This is a genomic window from Nocardia sp. NPDC127526 (genome assembly GCF_042672265.1).
Classification (GTDB): domain Bacteria; phylum Actinomycetota; class Actinomycetes; order Mycobacteriales; family Mycobacteriaceae; genus Nocardia.
On the sequence record NZ_JBHXVO010000015.1, the window covers coordinates 152446 to 168978 of the forward strand.

A 16533-nucleotide genomic window follows, 5' to 3' on the forward strand; every position below is an offset into this window, starting at 1 on the left:
CGCCATTGTCGGTGCGGGTGAGCAGAATGGACGGGGTGTCCGATCTTCATATTCATCATTTCGGTCCCTCGACCGGTCCGGTGGTGCTGGCCCTGCACGGGCTGACGGGGCACGGCGGGCGCTGGCGCGCACTGGCCGAGCGGCATCTGCCCGATGTCCGGATCATTGCACCGGATCTGCGGGGACACGGGAGGTCGACCGGCGTGCCGCCGTGGGATTTCGAAACCATCGTCGATGATCTCGTGACACTGCTGCGCGCCGAGACCAGCGAACCGGTGGTGGCGCTAGGGCATTCCTTCGGCGCGGCCGCCGCGCTGCACCTGGCCCACCGGCATCCGGAGCTGGTGCGTGGGCTGGTGCTGCTGGACCCGGCCATCGCGCTGGATCCGGAGCTGCTGCTGCGCATCGCCCAGGCGACGGTCGACAATCCCGATTACGCCGATGTCGATCAGGCCCGCTTCGACAAGCTGGAGACGGCGTGGGCCGATGTGGACGCCGAGATCCTCGCGGCCGAACTGGCCGAGCACCTGGTCCCGACCCCCGCGGGCCGCATGGCCTGGCGCCTGACCTTCCCGGCGATCATCGCCTACTGGGGTCAGCTCGCCCGCGAGTTCGTCCTCCCGCCCGCGCATCTCCCGGTGACCCTGGCGCAGGCCATGAAGGTGCAGCCGCCCTTCGTCACCCCCGCCTTCCGCGCCGCCCTCACCGCCCATCTCGGCGACAATCTGACCGTGCACGAATTCGACTGCGATCACATGGTCGCCCAGGCCCGCCCCGCCGAAGCCGCCGCCCTCGTGCGCGCCGCCCTCTAGGATCCGCGACCGTGGCCACCTCCGAAGCCGATATCGAACGCGTCCGCGAACTGGTGGCATCCATTCCGCCCGGCCGCGTCGCCACCTACGGCGATATCGCGGCCGCGGCGGGCCTGTCCACGCCCCGCACGGTCGGCTGGATCATGCGCACCGATGCCGCGGACCTGCCCTGGCATCGGGTGCTGCGCGCGAACGGCACGCCCGCACCGCATCTGGCGGATCGGCAACTGCGCAAGCTGGCCGAGGAGGGGTGCCCCATCACCGACGGCCGGGTGGACCTGCGCGGGGCGCGCTTTCACTTCTGAGCGGTCACGGCTCGAGCGCCGCGGGGTCACTGCTCGAGTGCCTCGGACTGGGTAAGAATCGCCGTCTCGAGTTCCTGGAGCCGCCGTCCGGGATTGACGCCCATCTCCCGGATCAGATAGTCACGCGCCCGCCGCAGTGTCGCCAGGGCATCGGTCTGCTGCCCCAGCCGATATTGCGCGGTCGCCAGCAGGCGCGTGCTCTCCTCGCGCTCGGGATACCGCTCCACCAGCGGCCGCAGCCCGGTGACCACCTCGGTGGGCCGATCCAGCTCCAGCGCCGCCTGCGCCCGCAATTCGGCCGCCAGCAGGCGTAAGTCGGTGAGCCGGGCCACTTCCGCCTCCGCCCAGCGGGCGTCCGGGAAGGACTCCAGGGCCGGACCGTGCCAGCAGTCGAGGGCCTCGTCGAGCAGTGCGCACCGCTGCGCGGCATCGAATTCGGCGGCGAGGTCCCGGACGCGCTTCTCGTAGGCGCCCAGCAGGGCTTCGAAGCGCCAGGCGTCCACCTCCTCCGGGGCGAGCCGCAGCGCATAGCCGTGCGGTTCGGACACCAGGATGGCGGCGGGCGCCCGGCGCGGACGCTGCGGTTCGAAAACCCTTCGCAGATTGTGGATCTGGACCTGGAGCACCGAGACCGCGCTGGGCGGCGGCTCGCCCTCCCAGATGTCCTCGATCAGCCGCCCGGTGGAAACCACCTGTCCCTGGGCGATCACCAAGCGGCCCAGCAGGGTTCGCTTGATCCGGCCCCGGATATCGACGGGGACCCCGTCGATCACGACCTGTAATGGCCCCAGGACTCGCACCTGTCGCTTCCTCATCACCACATCGGCTCGCTCATGCGCTCTCTCGCAACTAAATAGGGGGCCACCCACCCTGTTCAATCGCTGAATATTAGCTATTTGCCGGATATTCGAGTGAACATGCGCATTGCGTGTCGTGGGCGCGGCGGCCGATAGCGGCGGGAAAGTCGCCGAGAAGTCCCGGCGCGGATGCTGCTGGAGCAGTCCGATGACTAGGAGGTCACCGATTCACGCCGTTCTCGCCGAATCGCCCTTCCAGGTGGTGACGGCCCAGATCACGACGATATCGAGCGCGATGATGAGCACCGACCACCACGGGTAGTACGGCAGGAAAAGGAAATTCGCGATGATCGACAATGCCGCGACGCCGATCGCGGCGAACCGGCCCCAGGTCGTCCCGGCCATCAGGCCGCCGCCGGCGAGCATGAGCACGGCGCCGAGCCCGATATGAACCCAACCCCAGGTGGTGGTATCCAGCTGATAGATGTATTCGAAGCCGACGACGTACAACGTGTCCTCGGCCACCGCGGAAATACCCGACAGCACCGACAGCGCTCCCACGGTGATCAGCAGGATCGCCGCGCCGATCGAAGTGCCGGCCGCAATACCATGTCGCACGGGATGTTCGGTCATAGTGAACTCCTGATCTGTTCGGTGATGGTGGAGCCGTTCGACTGTGCTCCGGACCGCGGCCGCGCGCCTCACCCATGGCGGATTACTCCGCTGCCGGTGTGCGAGCAGGAGAACTCGAAATTGGTAATTCCGGAATTGTCATTTCCACCGATCGTTCGGCCCGAACTGTACGACCGCCTCGATGCCGCCCGGCGCGGCGGCGGGCGGGTGCTGCTGCTGTGCGCGGCCGCCGGGAGCGGTAAGACCGTCGCCATCGCCGACTGGATCCGGCGCCGGTCCGCCGGCCCGGCGACCGTGGTCGGCTGGGTCACCGTCACGGCCGAACTCGATCGCGCCGAGCGCCTGTGGGCCGCGGTGTGCAACCGCCTGAGCCTGCCCGCCGCCGCCCCGGCGCACACCGGCGGGTTCACCGCGCCGGATACCCTGGCGACGAATGTGGTTGCCGCGCTGGAGAACACGACAGTTCACCGGCTGCTGGTCCTCGACGACGCGCACCGCATCACCGACCCGTTCGCGCTGGCCGGGCTGGAATACCTGCTAGGGCATCTCCCGGCGTCGGTCACCGTGATCGTGTGCGCCCGTTTCGATCCGCCGGTGCGCTGGCACGCGCTGGAGCTCGACGGGCGGGTCATCCGGCTCGGTTCCGAGCAGTTGGCGCTGACCGCCGCACAGGTCCGCGCGCTGTGCGCACAGCACGAATGCGACTTGGACGACGCCGAATTGGCGGAGGTCATGCGCTTGACCCGGGGCTGGGCGGGTGCGGTCCGCATTACCGCCATTCATCTGGCGGCCCATCGCGGCGAGCGGGCCGCGGCATTGGCGGCGTTGGCCGAGCCGTCGGTGGTGTCCGACTTCCTGACCGGTGAACTGCTCGACACCCTGACCCCGCCGCTGCGCCAATTCCTGCTCTACACCTGCATTCCGGAGTCGTTCACCGCACCGCTGGCCGAGGCGCTGGCCGGTCCCGCGGCGCGGCATCTGCTGCGCGAGCTCGAACGCATCAACTTCCCGATCACCCGCACCCTGCGCGGCAATCGGCTCTGGCTCAGCTACCATCCGCTGCTGCGATCCCATTTTCGCGACGAAATCCGCTACGCGGGTGCGGAATTGGTCGACGATCTGAATCTGCGCGCCGCCGCGTGGTTCGACGGCGCGCACCTGCCGCTGGCGGCGCTGCCGCATCTGCTCGGCGACGGCACCCGCGACCGGCTGGCCGAATTCCTGCGGCAGCGCGGCATGGCCATTGTGCTGGACGGCGAGGGCGCGGCACTGTTCGACCGAATCGACAGTGCCGGTTCGGTATTGGCCGATGATCCCTATATCCGGCTGTTGCGCGCGATCGACGCGCTCACCCGCGGTGACGCCGCCGGGGCCCTCGCCTACCTCGCCCCGGCGCACGGCCGCCCCGGCGTGGATCGCGAGCACATCGTGCCCGCGTCCTGGCTCCCGCCGCTCACCCGCGCCGCCCTGGTGGACGCGTCGGTGCTCTCCAATGCGATCACCGAGCCGCCCGTGCCCGCACCGGCGGAACCGGTCGGACAGTCCGATATCGACTGCTATCTGGCCACGCAGCGCGCCACCGCACTGCTCCTGCGCGGTGATCGCGAGGGCGGTGAACGGCAGTTGCGGCGCGGGCTGGCGCTGGCCGCGACGGCGAATCAGCCGCTGCTCACGGTGCGTTCGGTGACCCGGCTGGCGGTGGCCGCCGGATTCGCCGGGGATGTCACGGCCATGCACGAGCGGGCCACCAAGGCGCTCGGCATCGCGGCCGATCACGAACTGCCGGATTCCGCCGATGCCGCGCAGGCCGCGGCCCTGGCGGTCTTCGGCGCGTATCTGCGCGGCGAGCCGTGGCGGGAGGAGGCCGCCGCGGCGCTGCTCGGCACCGAGGAGCAGAGCGATGGCTCGATCCGGCCCACGGCCGGGTGGCCTTCGTATGTCATCGGCCGGCTGCTCGCCTTCGACACCGCGGCCGACCGCTATGCGGCCGCGGAAGCGCTGCGGCACAGCATGCTCGCGGCGCTGGAGCGGGGCGGCCCGTTCCCGGTGACCGTCGCCGCCCTGCTACCCCATGTGGTGTGGGCGCTGCTGGCGGTGCGGGAACCGCGCACCGCGCACCTGCTGATCGAGCGGGCCCATACGCTGGCCGGGGCCGCGCCGGAGGTCGAACTGTCCAGGGCGGCACTGGCTCTCGGCACCGGCAAGGCGTCGATGCTGGACACCCTGCTGGATCCCCTGCTCGCCCGGGATTCCGGCCTCGGCACGGTCGACCGGGTGACCATCTGGTTGCTCTACGCGGCCCGGAACACCGCGCACAACCCGCACCGGGAGCGGCTCGCGCTGGAGCGCGCGCTCGCGCACGCCGAACCGCATCTGCTGGTCCGGCCGTTCCTGGATGTGCCGGGCGCGGTCGGGCTGCTGGACGGTCAGGCCGGAAGTTTCGGCCGGCACGAGGATTTCGTCGAGCGCATCCGGCATCATCCGCGCGCCCGGCGTGCGACGGTGGACGCGCAGCCGTTGACCGCCACCGAAACGACTGTGCTGCAAAGACTTCCGTCCGGGCGGACCGCAGCCCAGATCGCGGACGATCTGGGCGTCTCGGTCAATACCGTGAAAACCCATCTGCGCGGCATCTACGCCAAGCTCGGCGTGAATTCCCGCACGGCGGCGCTGGAACGGGCGCGCCGCCTCGGATTGCTGTGAGCGAGCGGCCATGTGGACCGCACCGGGTACGGTGATCAATCACGCAACGGCGAGCCCGCTCCGGCCAGCAGCCCCGCATCGGCCGGCTGCCCGGAGTCCATGGCGTGATCGAGCGCGATGGCGGCGTCGATGAGCGACAGGTGCGTGAACGCCTGCGGGAAGTTGCCGAGCTGTTCGCCGGTGAGGTCGATCTCCTCGGCGTACAGCCCCACGTGGTTGGCGTAGGTCAGCATCTTCTCGAACACCAGCCTGGCCTGCGCCAGTTTCCCGGCGCGAGCCAGGGCGTTCACATAACTGAACGTGCACAGCGAGAAGGTGCCCTCGGTGCCGCGCAGCCCGTCGGGCGAGGCGAGCGGGTCGTAGCGGTAGACCAGGCTGTCGGTCACCAGTTCGTCGGCGATGCCGTCCAGGGTGGACAGCCACTGCGGATCGCGCGGCGCGACGAAACCCACCTGCGCCATCCGCAGCAGCGACGAATCCAGCACATCGGAGTCGTACTGCTGGACGAAGGCCCGCCGGTGCGGATTCCAGCCGCGTTCCCACAGCTGGTCGTAGATCCGGTCGCGATGCCGCTGCCACTGTTCCACCGGCCCGGGCAGGCTGTGCTCGGTGGCCAGTCGCACGGCGCGGTCGAAAGCCACCCAGCTCATCAGCCGGCCGTAGGTGAAATCGGCACGGCCGCCGCGGGTTTCCCAGATGCCCTCCTCGGGCCGGTCCCAGTTGCCGGCCAGCCAGTCGAGCAGTTCGACCACATCGTGCCAGCCCTGGTGGCCGATGCGCAGCCCGCGCTTGTCCGCCTGATAGATGCTGTCGAGCATTTCGCCGTAGATGTCGAGCTGGAGCTGCCCGGAGGCGTCGTTGCCGATCCGCACCGGACTCGAGCCCCGGTACCCCTCCCAGTGCGGGAGGATCTCCTCGTTCAGATCCCAGGAGCCGTCCACCCGGTACATGATCTTCAGCGGCCCGCCGTGCGAGCGGTAGCGGTCGCGCAGCCAGCCGGCGAAGTCCGCCGCCTCCTCCGTGAAGCCAAGGGCAAGCAGGGAATACACCGAGAACGACGCATCCCGGATCCAGGTGAAGCGATAGTCCCAGTTGCGCGTGCCGCCGAGCTGTTCGGGCAGTCCGGTGGTGGGCGCGGCCACGATGCCGCCGGTCGGGGCGTAGGTCATGAGCTTGAGGGTGATGGCCGATCGGTGCACCATCTCGCGCCAGCGCCCCCGGTAGGTGGACTGCGCCAGCCAGGTATGCCAGAACCGCACCGTCTCGGCGAACATCTCCTCGATCTCGGCCACCCGGATCGGGCGCGGCGCCGTTGCCGCGCCCGACTCCAGCACCAGGCCGCGAATCTGCCCGGATGTCAAGGTGATCGAGCCGCGCAGATGCCCGCCGCCCATCGCCTGGATATGCGCCAGGCGGGCGTCGTCGGGCTCGCGCACCGCGTGCACGGTGAGTCCGAACTCGCCGCCGTCGAAGACCGCGCCGTCCTCGAGAATGTGCGTGGTGTGCGCCCGGCGGCCGTAGTCGAAGCGTGGCACCAGATCGAGTTCGAAGCTGATCTGCCCGCGCACGCAGCGCAGCATCCGCACCAGCGTGTGATTGTCGCTCGGGGTGCGAGCGGTGATGGGCGGCATGAAGTCCACGATCTCGCCGGTCCCGTTCTCGGTCATGAATCGCGTAATGAGAATGGCGGTGTCGGGAAAGTACATCTGCGTACTCCGATAGCTCTCCGCGGGCCGGATCCGGCAGTGCCCGCCCCGGTCGCGGTCCAGCAGCGCACCGAACACACTGGGTCCGTCGAAGCGGGGCAGGCACATCCAGTCGACGGTGCCGTCGGTGGCCACCAGTGCGGCCGTCTGCAAGTCTCCGATGAGGCCGTGATCGGCAATGGGCGGGTAGTGGTCCACGAGCAAACTCCTTGTCCTCGGGCCGGATGTGAGAACACCGTGACACCGCAGGCCGCCCCGGCCGTCACCCGTGCGGGATGAATCGCCCGGGTGGCGACGCGGGTAGCGTCGGGGGCGTGATCCGCAGGGGCGCTTCGCAAGACGGGCCGGCATCGGCCCGGCGGCGGGCGCTGCGGCGCTCGATCCTGCGCCCGGTGGGCACCACCACGGTGCTGCTGCTGGCCTATTTCCTGTTGCCGTTCACCCGATTGGACCGGCCGCGCACCGTGCTGTTGCTGATCGCGGGCGCGCTGACGGTGGGCGCGGTGTGCGCCTGGCAGGTCCGCCGGGTATTGCGCGCGGAGTATCCGATCGCGCAGGCGGTCGAGGGTTTCGCCGCGGTGTTCGGCTCGTACCTGGTGGGTTTCGCGACGGTGTATCACGCACTGGCGAACCATGATCCGGGCAACTTCAGCGAATCGCTGACCCGGCTCGACGCCCTGTATTTCTGCGTGACGGTCTTCGCCACGGTGGGATTCGGCGATATCACCGCCGTCACCCAGCCCGCCCGCGCCGTGGTGCTGGTTCAGATGATCGGCAATCTGGTGTTGATCGGCACGGCCCTGCGGCTGTTCACCACCTCGGTCACGCTGCGCCGGAATCGGCTGCGGCAGCACGAATCCGGCGCGGGAGGCGACCCGTTCCGAACAGGGTCGCCACCGACAGCACCGCGGTGACCGAGAGCGCCGTGCGCAAGGCGTCGAAGCGGGCGTCGGTATTGATCTCGACCAGGGTCGACGCCGTGGCGTCGGATACTCCGGCGGCGGCCAGGGACTGGCTCAACTGGGTATTCGAGATGAACGGAACACCTTGCGCCAGTTGTGTTGTGGCCTGTTGGCGCACCGAGTCGGGGATATCCGGATTGTTTTGGATATCGGCCAGCACGGAGGTGGTCAGGGTGCCGATCAGCACCGAGCCGATCAGGGCGGTGCCCAGCGACGCGCCCAGGCCGGTCGCGGTGTTCTGCAAACCGCCCACCTCGTCGCTGCGGGTGTCGGGCACCGCCGACACCGTCGTCGCGCCGAGCTGTGCGGACAGCGCGCCGAGCCCGAGGCCGAGCAGCAGCATCGGGATGGTCACCACCCGCGCATCCGCACCGGGATCCAGACCGGCCACCAGCACTATGATTCCGGCGCTCATCAGCACCAGTCCGGCGCGCACCGTGCGGCGAGGGCTGGCATCCGGCCACGCCTTGGGAATGCCCAGTGCCGCGAGCACCAGCGCCGCCGACAGCGGCAGCACCCGCAAACCCGTTTCCAGCGCGCTGAGTTCGAGCACCACCGACAGATACAGCGGCACCGCGAAGAAGACCCCGGCCTGCACCAGGAACTGCGCGAAGAACATGCCGAGCCCGCCGGTGAGCTGCCGGTTGCGCAGCAGCGCCACATCGAGCAGCGGGTCGCGGCCGCTCGCGGTGCGGCGGGTCTCCCAGCGCAGGAAACCGTAGAGCGTCGCCAATCCGGCCAGCAGCAGCCAGATCACCGGCGACAGGCCGAGCCAGTGCGGCCCGGCCGGTGCGGCCCGCACCCAGCCCCATTCCCCGGATCGCAGCACCGCGAACACGATCAGGCCGAGTCCGAGCATCGACAGCAGCGAGCCGAGCGGGTCGAGCCGGCCCGGTTCCGCCGCGACCGGCGCGATCCGCCGGACCACCAGCAGGATGATCACCACCAGCACGACCTCGCCGAGGAAGACGTAGCGCCAGGACGCGAAGGTGGTCACCGCCCCGCCGATGAGCGGTCCCGCCGCGACCGCCGCGGCGCCGGCCGCGGCGATCGAACCGTATGCGGCGGTGCGCTTTCCGGCCGGGAAGTTGCCCGCCACCAGCGCCACGATGGCGGGCATGATGAGCGCCGCGCCGAGTCCCTCGAGCACCGACCAGCCGAGCAGCAGCACACCGAGATTCGGAGCCAGCGCGGTGGTGAACGAGCCGGCGCCGTAGACGATCAGGCCGCCGGCCAGCGCCCGGCGGTGCCCGAGCAGACCGCCGAGCTTACCGCCGGTGATCATGGTCGAGGCCATGACGAGCGTGTACAGCGTTATGGCCGTTTGGATTCCGGTGATGGTGGTGCCGAGATCGGCCGCCACGTGCGCCATCGACACGTTCATGACCGAACTGTCCAGCGTCATGAGGAATTGGCCGGCGGCGAGCGCGGTGAGCACCACTCCCGAACGCGCGGACGACATTTACTCGGCGAAGACCTCGCGCAGAATTTCCTCTTGCTCATAGGAGAGATTGGTGGCGATCAACTCCGCCTCTTCTCCCGGAAAGCGTTCTTTGACACGGTCGGCCACCGCGTCCGAGGTCAGGACGAACAGCGCCGAGGTGCCCGGGGTGATCTTTTCCTTGACTCGATCGATGAAGCCGTCATCGATGCCGATATTGGCCATGGCGCCGGTCAGCGCGCCGAGGCCGGCGCCGATGGCCACGCCGAGCAGCGGGATAAAGAAGAGCAGGCCGAACAGCAGGCCCCAGAAAGCGCCGCCGAGTGCGCCTCTGCCGGTGCCGGTGCGCATTTGCCGGGTCTTGGGTTTCTTGGCGCCCTCGGGCCAGGTGACGACGGCTCCGTCGCGCACGGTGATCAATTCTTCGCGTTGCAGTTCCTCCAGCGTCGCGAGTGCGGACTCGGCGCCGGTGGTCGTCGGGAATTTCCACACGGTCAAGGTCCCTGCCATCGGATTCTCCTAGCGTGCCGGTCGAATGGATCGATACCAGCGACGACCGTAGGACCGGCCGGCGCGGGCGGGCTCACACGTTTCGGATGAAAGGACCACAGCTAGTGCTCGGCAACACGGGGATTCGGGTTCGTGAAACCTGACCCGCGGGCACCCGGGCGGCGGCTACCGTGGATGGATGTCCACCCGGCTGGCGTGCGTAGTCTTCGATGCGATCGAGCCGAGGAACGTGGCCCGCTTCTGGGCCGAGTTGCTCGGCTGGGACGTGACGGTGGACCGCCCGGGTGAGGTGGACGTGGCCGCGCCCGATCCGGACGGGCTGGACGTGGCGCTCACCTTCCTGCCGGCCCGGCGAGCCAAGTCCGCGAAGAACCGCATTCATCTGGACCTGGCCAGCCGGTCGATCGACCATCAGCGACTACAGATCGACCGCGCCCTGTCGCTGGGCGCGCGGCGGCTGGATATCGGTCAGGGCGTCGTGCCCTGGGTGGTGCTCGCCGATCCCGAGGGCAATGAATTCTGTGTCCTCGAGCCGCGTGAGCACTATGTCGATACCGGTGCGGTGGCCGCCATCGTGGTGGATACCGAGAATCCGCTACGGCTGGCCGAATTCTGGTCGACGGCGGCGGGGTGGCCGATCACCCATGACGATCCGCACTACGCCGGTATTCGGTCGGCGACGGGGCAGGGGCCGTGGCTGGAATTCCTGCGGACGCCCGAGGCGCTCGGCGAGCGCAGCCGGCTGCATCTCGATCTCATCGCCTTCCCTTCCGATGATCCCGTGGACGAAGCCGCCCGCCTGTGTGCGGCGGGTGCGTTGCCGATCGATCCGGGCGCCGTGCCGGCCAATGGTCCGATCGTGGTGCTCGCCGATCCGGAGACCAACGAGTTCTGCCTGTTGCGGCCGGCTGCGGACTAGGCCGCGCCGCGGTCGTAGCGCCGCCGTTCCCGGGGCGAGAGCCCGCCCCAGATGCCGAAGCGCTGATCGTGGACGAGCGCGTAGTCCAGGCATTCCTTCTTGACCTCGCAGGACCCGCAGATTCGCTTCGCCTCGCGGGTGGAGCCGCCCTTGTCGGGGAAGAACGCCTCCGGATCGGTTTGCGTGCACAGGGCCCGCTGATGCCAGGCCTCGGGCTCGAAACTCTCCCGGCGGGCCAAGGTTTCGAACATCGCGTCGAAATTGGTGAATAGCAGTTTCACGTCGTCCACCTCTTCACTACGTCGCAATAGGGATCACGCGCGGCCGAGCATCGAGCAATCACTGCCGACGGCGGCCAGCCGGGCCTGATCGCCGGAGACGAAAACGCGGCGCGCGTGCACCGCGGCGGGAGTGGAGGACCACGGCGCCAATGCCGTGGTGAACATGAGCTCGCACCACGACAGTGCGGGAACCTCGCCGCACGCCAGTGTGTTGAGCAGTGACAATTCGGTATCGCTGTCGTTCCAGGCGGCGAAAAGCCACGAGGCGTCGAGCCGGCCGAGAAATTCCTCGGCATCTTCCGGCGGGCCGAGCGGCGCATCGACGGCGAGATGGACGACCGCCGCAATGGCATGCCGCATACGGGCATCCAGGCCGACGCCGTCGTGCAGTAAGAGCCCTTCCAGCGAATCGCGCAGTACAGCTCCTTGATCGACTCGGAAGTCGTTGGATCGGGTCGCAGCGGTGACGTCGAACATTGTTTCCTCCCTGTGGAATTGCGCTTGTCGCGAAAGCGCCACGACCTGATTACAAATGCCGACCCCTGAAGTTGTCCAGCTCTCAGGCAATCTGGAGCAAACCCCTAGCAGTACTGACACTGGCCAGTGTTGGTACCCGTCGGGAACAGCACGGAAGGGTGTCCGGCACCGATGCGGCAAATATTAGGAAGCGGCCAGTTCCACCCTTTACGGTCTGACCATGCCTTATGTGCGATCTGGCTCAGCCACAGTTCATTTCGTTGCCGGTAACACGCCCGGTCCGACCCTGTTGCTCGCCCACGGATTTCTCCTGGACGAATCCGTGTTCGAACCCATGCGCGAACCTCTGGCAGCGGCCGGTATCAATCTCGTAACAGTCGATGCGCGCGGTCACGGACGCACGCAGTCACCGGATGGGGAACAGTTCAGCTATTGGGATATGGCGCAGGACGGCCTGGCCGTACTGAACGAGATCGGCGCCGAGAAAGCCGTCATCGGCGGAATGAGCCAGGGCGGATACACCGCACTGCGAATGGCGTTGCTGGCCCCCGAACGAGTACAGGGCCTGGCCCTGCTGGATACCGAGGCCGGCGAATGCACGCCGGGGGAATTGGCTTGGTATCGCGAATTCTTCGAGCGCTGGTGCGGCCCGGAACCGATGGCCCCGCTGGTCGCCGAATTGGCCCCGCACCTGATCGGCGGCACCGATCCGCGGCTGTGGCGCGCGTGGACCAGCCGCTGGTATTCCTCGGACCGCCGGTCCATCCGGGCGGCGGCGCAATGCCTGATGGAACGCCGTTCGGTCGCGGACCGGCTGGGTGAGATCACCGCGCCCGCACTGGTGGCGCGCGGCAGCTACGACGGTTCCAGCACCGCGCAGAAATCCGACGCCCTGGCCGCGGGCCTGGCCGGCGCGGACGGCGTGGTCACCATTCCGGGCGCGGGACACGGTGCGGCGTGGACGCATCCGGACGTGGTCGCGCCGCTGCTGATCCAGCTGGTGCGCCGGGCCGCGGCACGACCGGGCGACGCGCCGACCCAGGCACTGTCGGCCCCGTGGACGAAAGGCCGTGCGGCGCGCGGCATCCAGGCCGCGCAGTAGCATCCGGCCGTGCGGTGAGCGGGCCGTGCCCGGCCGGGCGCGGCCTATTCGTCCGGGGACGGCCGCGACGCCCCCGGACCGTGTGTCTCGGCGCACCAGGTGGGGATGCCGAGGAAGATCTGGATCTGGGTGGGGTAGGCCGCGCAGAACACGCTGAACATCTGCACGGCGATGGCGCTGCACCGGCCGCTGATGGTGTCGCGCAGATGCATGGTGGGAGTGGGCCGGCCGTAGAGCGCGACGCCCTCGTCCCACAATTCGCGGAACAGTTCGAACTGCCCGAGTTCCGCCAGGAATTCCAGCGACCAGGTGGTGTCGCCGGAACCGGCGATCAGCCCGCGCAGCCAGTGCACGGTCAGCCGGACCTCTTCCTCCCACTCCGGCATGACCGCGCGGGAGAGCGGGTTGCCCAGCAGCCAGCGCAGCAGATTGACATCCTCCTCCACGCCCGGGAATGCCTTGCGGTAGCTGGCATTACAGGCCAGCACATTCCAGCGGGTATCGACATAGGCGGCCAGATTGGGTTCGTGCAGATCCAGTGCGTGCCGCATGTCATCGGTGATTTCCGCGCGCAGTTGCTCGACAGTGGGGAATTCGCTCACACCGAGCCCGGCCAGATCCAACAGGTGCCGCCGTTCCACCGCGGAGAGCGGATCTATTCGGTCCAGATATCGAACCAGCGCATCCACCACTTCCCGGGTCGGATGGCCGCGATCGCCCTTCTCCAAATGGCTGATGTAGCTGGCGCTGACTCCGGCATTGAACGCCAGCCTTTCGCGCGATACTCCCCGGGCATCCCGCAGCCGACGCAGCAGCAGGCCGAATGTGGGCGGCTGGAGCTCATCGGAGTCTCGATTAGGCTGCACGCTCAGCACCACGCCGTTCCCTCTCCACAAACATTCAGCTAACCAACCTTCATCGATCCAGTACTACCCGGTACCGGACAGTGGAACGCGCTGGAACGCCTGTCTCTGGCACCGGATACTGCCATATGTCATTGCAGGTAAGTCCAAAACATGATCATTTCTACTATGTGTCGCGACACATGTCATAACGACGCATAGGCGAGCAATTGCTTAGCAAGCCATGGATTCGGGTCCGATGCGCCCACGTGAAGGGTTGCCCGGCATCCACCACTACGATCTTCAACCATGATGTGTCCCGCCGCTGTTTCCGCCTCGTGACAACTGTCGACGCGATCGTGCTCGCCGGTGGCCGCGCCAGCCGGATGGGCGGCGTGGACAAGCCCGCCATCGTGGTCGGCGGGCAATCGATGCTGGATGCGGCGCTGACCGCGGTCGCGGACTGCGCCCGCACGGTGGTGGTCGGACCGCACCGGCCGGAGTTGCCGCCGGAAATTCTTCAGGCACAGGAGATACCGGCCGGCGCCGGTCCGGTGGCGGCCATCGCCGCCGGCTTGCACGCCCTGTCCGGCTGTGAATTCCCGGCGGGGCTGATCGTGGTGCTGGCGGCGGATATGCCATTTCTCACTGCTCACACCGTCGGCGAATTGCTGCTGCACGCAAAGGAATCCGGTAGCGATGCGGTGTTCGCCGCGGATGCCTCCGGCCGGCCGCAATATCTGGTCGGCGTCTGGCGGCGCAGTGCGCTCAGCGCGGCGCTCAACAGCCTGGACTCCCTGGTGAACCGGCCGATGAAGGCGCTGGTGCCGGTCGACACGGTCATGGTCCCGCTGGGCGGGGTAGACGATTGCGACACCCCCGACGATGTCCGGCACGCCCGTGCGGCCGCCGGCCGGGCCGCCGCGCCGCTGCCGCTCGATGAGGCCCGGGAAGTGCTGCGCCGCAGCATCTCCCGGCTGCCGGTGCACCGGCTCCGGCTCGCCGCGGCGCGGGGTGCGGCCCTGGCCGAACCGCTGGTGGCCGCCGAGGCGCTGCCACGCTTCGACGTCTCCGCCATGGACGGCTATGCCGTCAGCGGCGACGGCCCCTGGCAGCTGCGCCGCGATATCGGCTTCGCGGGCGGGCAGCGCCCGGTGGGCCTGCTGGCCGGGGAGGCGGTGCGCATCGCCACCGGCGCCCACGTACCCGACGGCACCAGCACCGTCGTCCGCGACGAGTTCGTCGAGGTCAGCGCGGACGGCCTGCTGCATCGGCTGCCGGACACCCCGATTCGCGACGATGTCCGCCGCCGCGGCGAGGATTGGCAGCCCGGTCGCGAACTGGCGCCCGCCGGCACCCCGGTGACCGCCGCCCTCATCTCCGTCGCCGCCGGCGCCGAGGTGGGCACGGCCGCGGTCCGGGGTCCGGTGCGGGCGCGAATCGTCATGACCGGCGACGAGATTCGCAGCGAGGGCCCGCTGCACACCGGCCAGACCCGCGACTCGCTCGGCCCCATCCTGCCCGGCCTGCTCGCCGGATACGGCGTGACCACCGTCGACCGCGTGCACCTGCGCGATACCGACAATGCCTTCGACGAGGTCTTCACCGCGGCCACCGACTGCGATCTGCTGGTCATCGTCGGGGCCACCGGCGGCGGCGCGGCCGATCAACTGCGCGGCGCGCTCGACCGCGCCGACGCCCGGCTGCTCATCGGCCGCCTGCTGCTGCGTCCGGGCGGCTCCACGGTGGCGGCCCAACTGTCAACCGGCCCGGTGGTTCTCGGACTGCCCGGCAATCCCTACGCGGCCGTCGCCACGCTGCTGGCGCTGGTCCACGCCCTGCTGGAGGGCCTCACCGGCGGCGCACCGGCCCGCCCGCTCACCGGCCCGCTGCGCAATGCCGCCGAAATCTCCGGGCCCGCACCGCGCATCGTGCCCGCCCGGGCGCAGCCCGGCGGCGGCTGGATCGGCGATCCGAATCTGCGCACGGCGCATCTCGCGGGACTGCTCGATCGCGATGGCCTGGCCATCGTGCCGCCGGCGGCCGTCGACGGCGAAATGGTGGAATTCATACCGCTGCGTGGGTGATTCGGGAAAAGAGCGATGCCGCCGGGCGAAGGGGGGAGTTGGCCCGGCGACATCGACACCACCGGCGGTCGCCGGCCAGCAAGGCCGGAACTCACCGCCGTATATTCGGGCCGCCGCCGTGGGGGGGTTACGGTTCGGCCCGGCTGAATCTTACGGGTAGCACCCGGTCATCGCGCAACTCCTGACGCGGTGGGAAAAAATGAAATCCCCTGAAACACAAGGGAGAACAGCGCCGGACGGCAGTGGCGCCGATCACAAGATCATGTACCGTGCGGTTTGTAATTGTCATGCGAGCGCCTATCTGTGATCGAGTGTTCCCGTGGCAGACGAACTTTCAGCATTCGCCGGACAAGGCGACATCGGAGATACCCGGCGGGAACGCGTCAGCCTCGGGGGCCGAATCGACGATTTCGGCACCTATCGCTTCCGGTGCCCGACCCCCGATTGCGGGTGGTTTCGCGATGAGAACACCACGCTCGAAAATCCGGATTGGCGCGAGCGCGTCGAGACGGCCATCGACGCGCATCTCGCTGCGGCACATCCACATTGGATACATCCCGATTACGACTAGCGCGCGATCTCACTAGGGTGGGCACGGTGACTTTCAATCCGGATTTGTGGAAAGCCGTGCCCGGCTTCGAAGACCTGACCGATATCACCTACCACCGCCACCTCACCCAGGGCACCGTCCGCATCGCCTTCGACCGCCCCGAAGTACGCAACGCCTTCCGCCCCCATACCGTCGACGAGCTCTACCGCACCCTCGACCACGCCCGCATGAGCAGCGACGTCGGCGCCGTCCTGCTCACCGGCAACGGCCCCTCCCCCAAAGACGGCGGCTGGGCCTTCTGCTCCGGCGGTGACCAACGCATCCGCGGCCGCTCCGGCTACCAATACGCCTCCGGCGACACCGCCGACACCGTCGACCCCGCCCGCGCCGGCCGCCTGCACATCCT

16 protein-coding genes are annotated in these 16533 nt (G+C 68.7%); 8 read left to right on the top strand and 8 right to left on the bottom strand.

What is annotated here, in order from left to right:
• Positions 1 to 26 precede the first annotated feature (26 nt).
• The gene (locus ACFVIV_RS23575; RefSeq protein WP_379199712.1) at positions 27 to 812 is read left to right on the top strand and encodes an alpha/beta hydrolase; all 786 of its coding nucleotides are present in this window, start codon (positions 27 to 29) and stop codon (positions 810 to 812) included.
• Between the two features lie 11 nt (positions 813 to 823).
• Positions 824 to 1117: an MGMT family protein gene (locus ACFVIV_RS23580; protein ID WP_379199670.1), complete on the top strand. Its 294-nt coding sequence runs from the start codon at positions 824 to 826 to the stop codon at positions 1115 to 1117.
• Between the two features lie 26 nt (positions 1118 to 1143).
• Here ACFVIV_RS23580 and ACFVIV_RS23585 read toward each other — a convergent pair whose 3' ends face one another.
• On the bottom strand, positions 1144 to 1917 hold the full coding sequence (locus ACFVIV_RS23585; protein ID WP_379199672.1) for a BTAD domain-containing putative transcriptional regulator: 774 nt from the start codon (positions 1915 to 1917) through the stop codon (positions 1144 to 1146).
• Positions 1918 to 2142: 225 nt separating this feature from the next.
• Positions 2143 to 2547 carry a hypothetical protein gene (locus ACFVIV_RS23590; RefSeq protein WP_379199674.1) on the bottom strand — a complete coding sequence of 135 codons (405 nt, stop codon included), beginning with the start codon at positions 2545 to 2547 and terminating at the stop codon, positions 2143 to 2145.
• Between the two features lie 135 nt (positions 2548 to 2682).
• Between ACFVIV_RS23590 and ACFVIV_RS23595 the strand changes: the two genes are divergently transcribed.
• Positions 2683 to 5250 (top strand): LuxR C-terminal-related transcriptional regulator, encoded by a 2568-nt coding sequence (locus tag ACFVIV_RS23595; protein ID WP_379199675.1) that lies wholly within the window; start codon positions 2683 to 2685, stop codon positions 5248 to 5250.
• Positions 5251 to 5285: 35 nt separating this feature from the next.
• On the opposite strand, the gene ACFVIV_RS23600 is transcribed toward ACFVIV_RS23595, so the two are convergent.
• Positions 5286 to 7154 carry a glycoside hydrolase family 15 protein gene (locus ACFVIV_RS23600; RefSeq protein ID WP_379199677.1) on the bottom strand — a complete coding sequence of 623 codons (1869 nt, stop codon included), beginning with the start codon at positions 7152 to 7154 and terminating at the stop codon, positions 5286 to 5288.
• 116 nt (positions 7155 to 7270) lie between these two features.
• Here ACFVIV_RS23600 and ACFVIV_RS23605 point away from each other — a divergent pair, with 116 nt between their 5' ends.
• Positions 7271 to 7870 carry a potassium channel family protein gene (locus ACFVIV_RS23605; RefSeq protein ID WP_379199679.1) on the top strand — a complete coding sequence of 200 codons (600 nt, stop codon included), beginning with the start codon at positions 7271 to 7273 and terminating at the stop codon, positions 7868 to 7870.
• Here the strand turns inward: ACFVIV_RS23605 and ACFVIV_RS23610 are convergent.
• Positions 7779 to 9380: an MFS transporter gene (locus ACFVIV_RS23610; protein ID WP_379199681.1), complete on the bottom strand. Its 1602-nt coding sequence runs from the start codon at positions 9378 to 9380 to the stop codon at positions 7779 to 7781. The genes ACFVIV_RS23605 and ACFVIV_RS23610 overlap by 92 nt on opposite strands.
• Entirely contained in the window at positions 9381 to 9851 is a 471-nt protein-coding gene (locus ACFVIV_RS23615; RefSeq protein ID WP_379199713.1) for a DUF1269 domain-containing protein, read from the bottom strand.
• Positions 9852 to 10047: 196 nt separating this feature from the next.
• Between ACFVIV_RS23615 and ACFVIV_RS23620 the strand changes: the two genes are divergently transcribed.
• Entirely contained in the window at positions 10048 to 10788 is a 741-nt protein-coding gene (locus ACFVIV_RS23620) for a VOC family protein (RefSeq protein ID WP_379199683.1), read from the top strand.
• On the opposite strand, the gene ACFVIV_RS23625 is transcribed toward ACFVIV_RS23620, so the two are convergent.
• Entirely contained in the window at positions 10785 to 11069 is a 285-nt protein-coding gene (locus ACFVIV_RS23625; RefSeq protein WP_379199685.1) for a WhiB family transcriptional regulator, read from the bottom strand. The two genes, ACFVIV_RS23620 and ACFVIV_RS23625, sit on opposite strands and share 4 nt — an antisense overlap.
• Before the next feature lie 33 nt (positions 11070 to 11102).
• Positions 11103 to 11546 carry a hypothetical protein gene (locus ACFVIV_RS23630; protein WP_379199687.1) on the bottom strand — a complete coding sequence of 148 codons (444 nt, stop codon included), beginning with the start codon at positions 11544 to 11546 and terminating at the stop codon, positions 11103 to 11105.
• 220 nt (positions 11547 to 11766) lie between these two features.
• On the opposite strand from ACFVIV_RS23630, the gene ACFVIV_RS23635 reads away from it, so the two are divergent.
• Positions 11767 to 12648: an alpha/beta fold hydrolase gene (locus tag ACFVIV_RS23635; RefSeq protein ID WP_379199689.1), complete on the top strand. Its 882-nt coding sequence runs from the start codon at positions 11767 to 11769 to the stop codon at positions 12646 to 12648.
• Positions 12649 to 12692: 44 nt separating this feature from the next.
• On the opposite strand, the gene ACFVIV_RS23640 is transcribed toward ACFVIV_RS23635, so the two are convergent.
• Complete coding sequence (locus tag ACFVIV_RS23640; protein WP_379199691.1) at positions 12693 to 13514, bottom strand: helix-turn-helix transcriptional regulator; 822 nt, start codon at positions 13512 to 13514, stop codon at positions 12693 to 12695.
• Positions 13515 to 13828: 314 nt separating this feature from the next.
• Between ACFVIV_RS23640 and ACFVIV_RS23645 the strand changes: the two genes are divergently transcribed.
• Both ACFVIV_RS23645 and ACFVIV_RS23650 read left to right on the top strand, forming a co-directional pair.
• Positions 13829 to 15577 (top strand): NTP transferase domain-containing protein, encoded by a 1749-nt coding sequence (locus tag ACFVIV_RS23645; protein ID WP_379199692.1) that lies wholly within the window; start codon positions 13829 to 13831, stop codon positions 15575 to 15577.
• 597 nt (positions 15578 to 16174) lie between these two features.
• Positions 16175 to 16533, top strand: a 359-nt coding sequence (locus ACFVIV_RS23650; protein WP_379199694.1) for an enoyl-CoA hydratase-related protein, incomplete at its 3' end; no start/stop codon positions are given.

Coding starts and splice junctions, on each gene's coding strand:
- ACFVIV_RS23575 (WP_379199712.1), top strand. CDS start 27: ATGGACGGGGTGTCCGATCTTCATATTCATCATTTCGGTCCCTCGACC.
- ACFVIV_RS23590 (WP_379199674.1), bottom strand. CDS start 2,547: ATGACCGAACATCCCGTGCGACATGGTATTGCGGCCGGCACTTCGATC.
- ACFVIV_RS23610 (WP_379199681.1), bottom strand. CDS start 9,380: ATGTCGTCCGCGCGTTCGGGAGTGGTGCTCACCGCGCTCGCCGCCGGC.
- ACFVIV_RS23620 (WP_379199683.1), top strand. CDS start 10,048: ATGTCCACCCGGCTGGCGTGCGTAGTCTTCGATGCGATCGAGCCGAGG.
- ACFVIV_RS23630 (WP_379199687.1), bottom strand. CDS start 11,546: ATGTTCGACGTCACCGCTGCGACCCGATCCAACGACTTCCGAGTCGAT.
- ACFVIV_RS23635 (WP_379199689.1), top strand. CDS start 11,767: ATGCCTTATGTGCGATCTGGCTCAGCCACAGTTCATTTCGTTGCCGGT.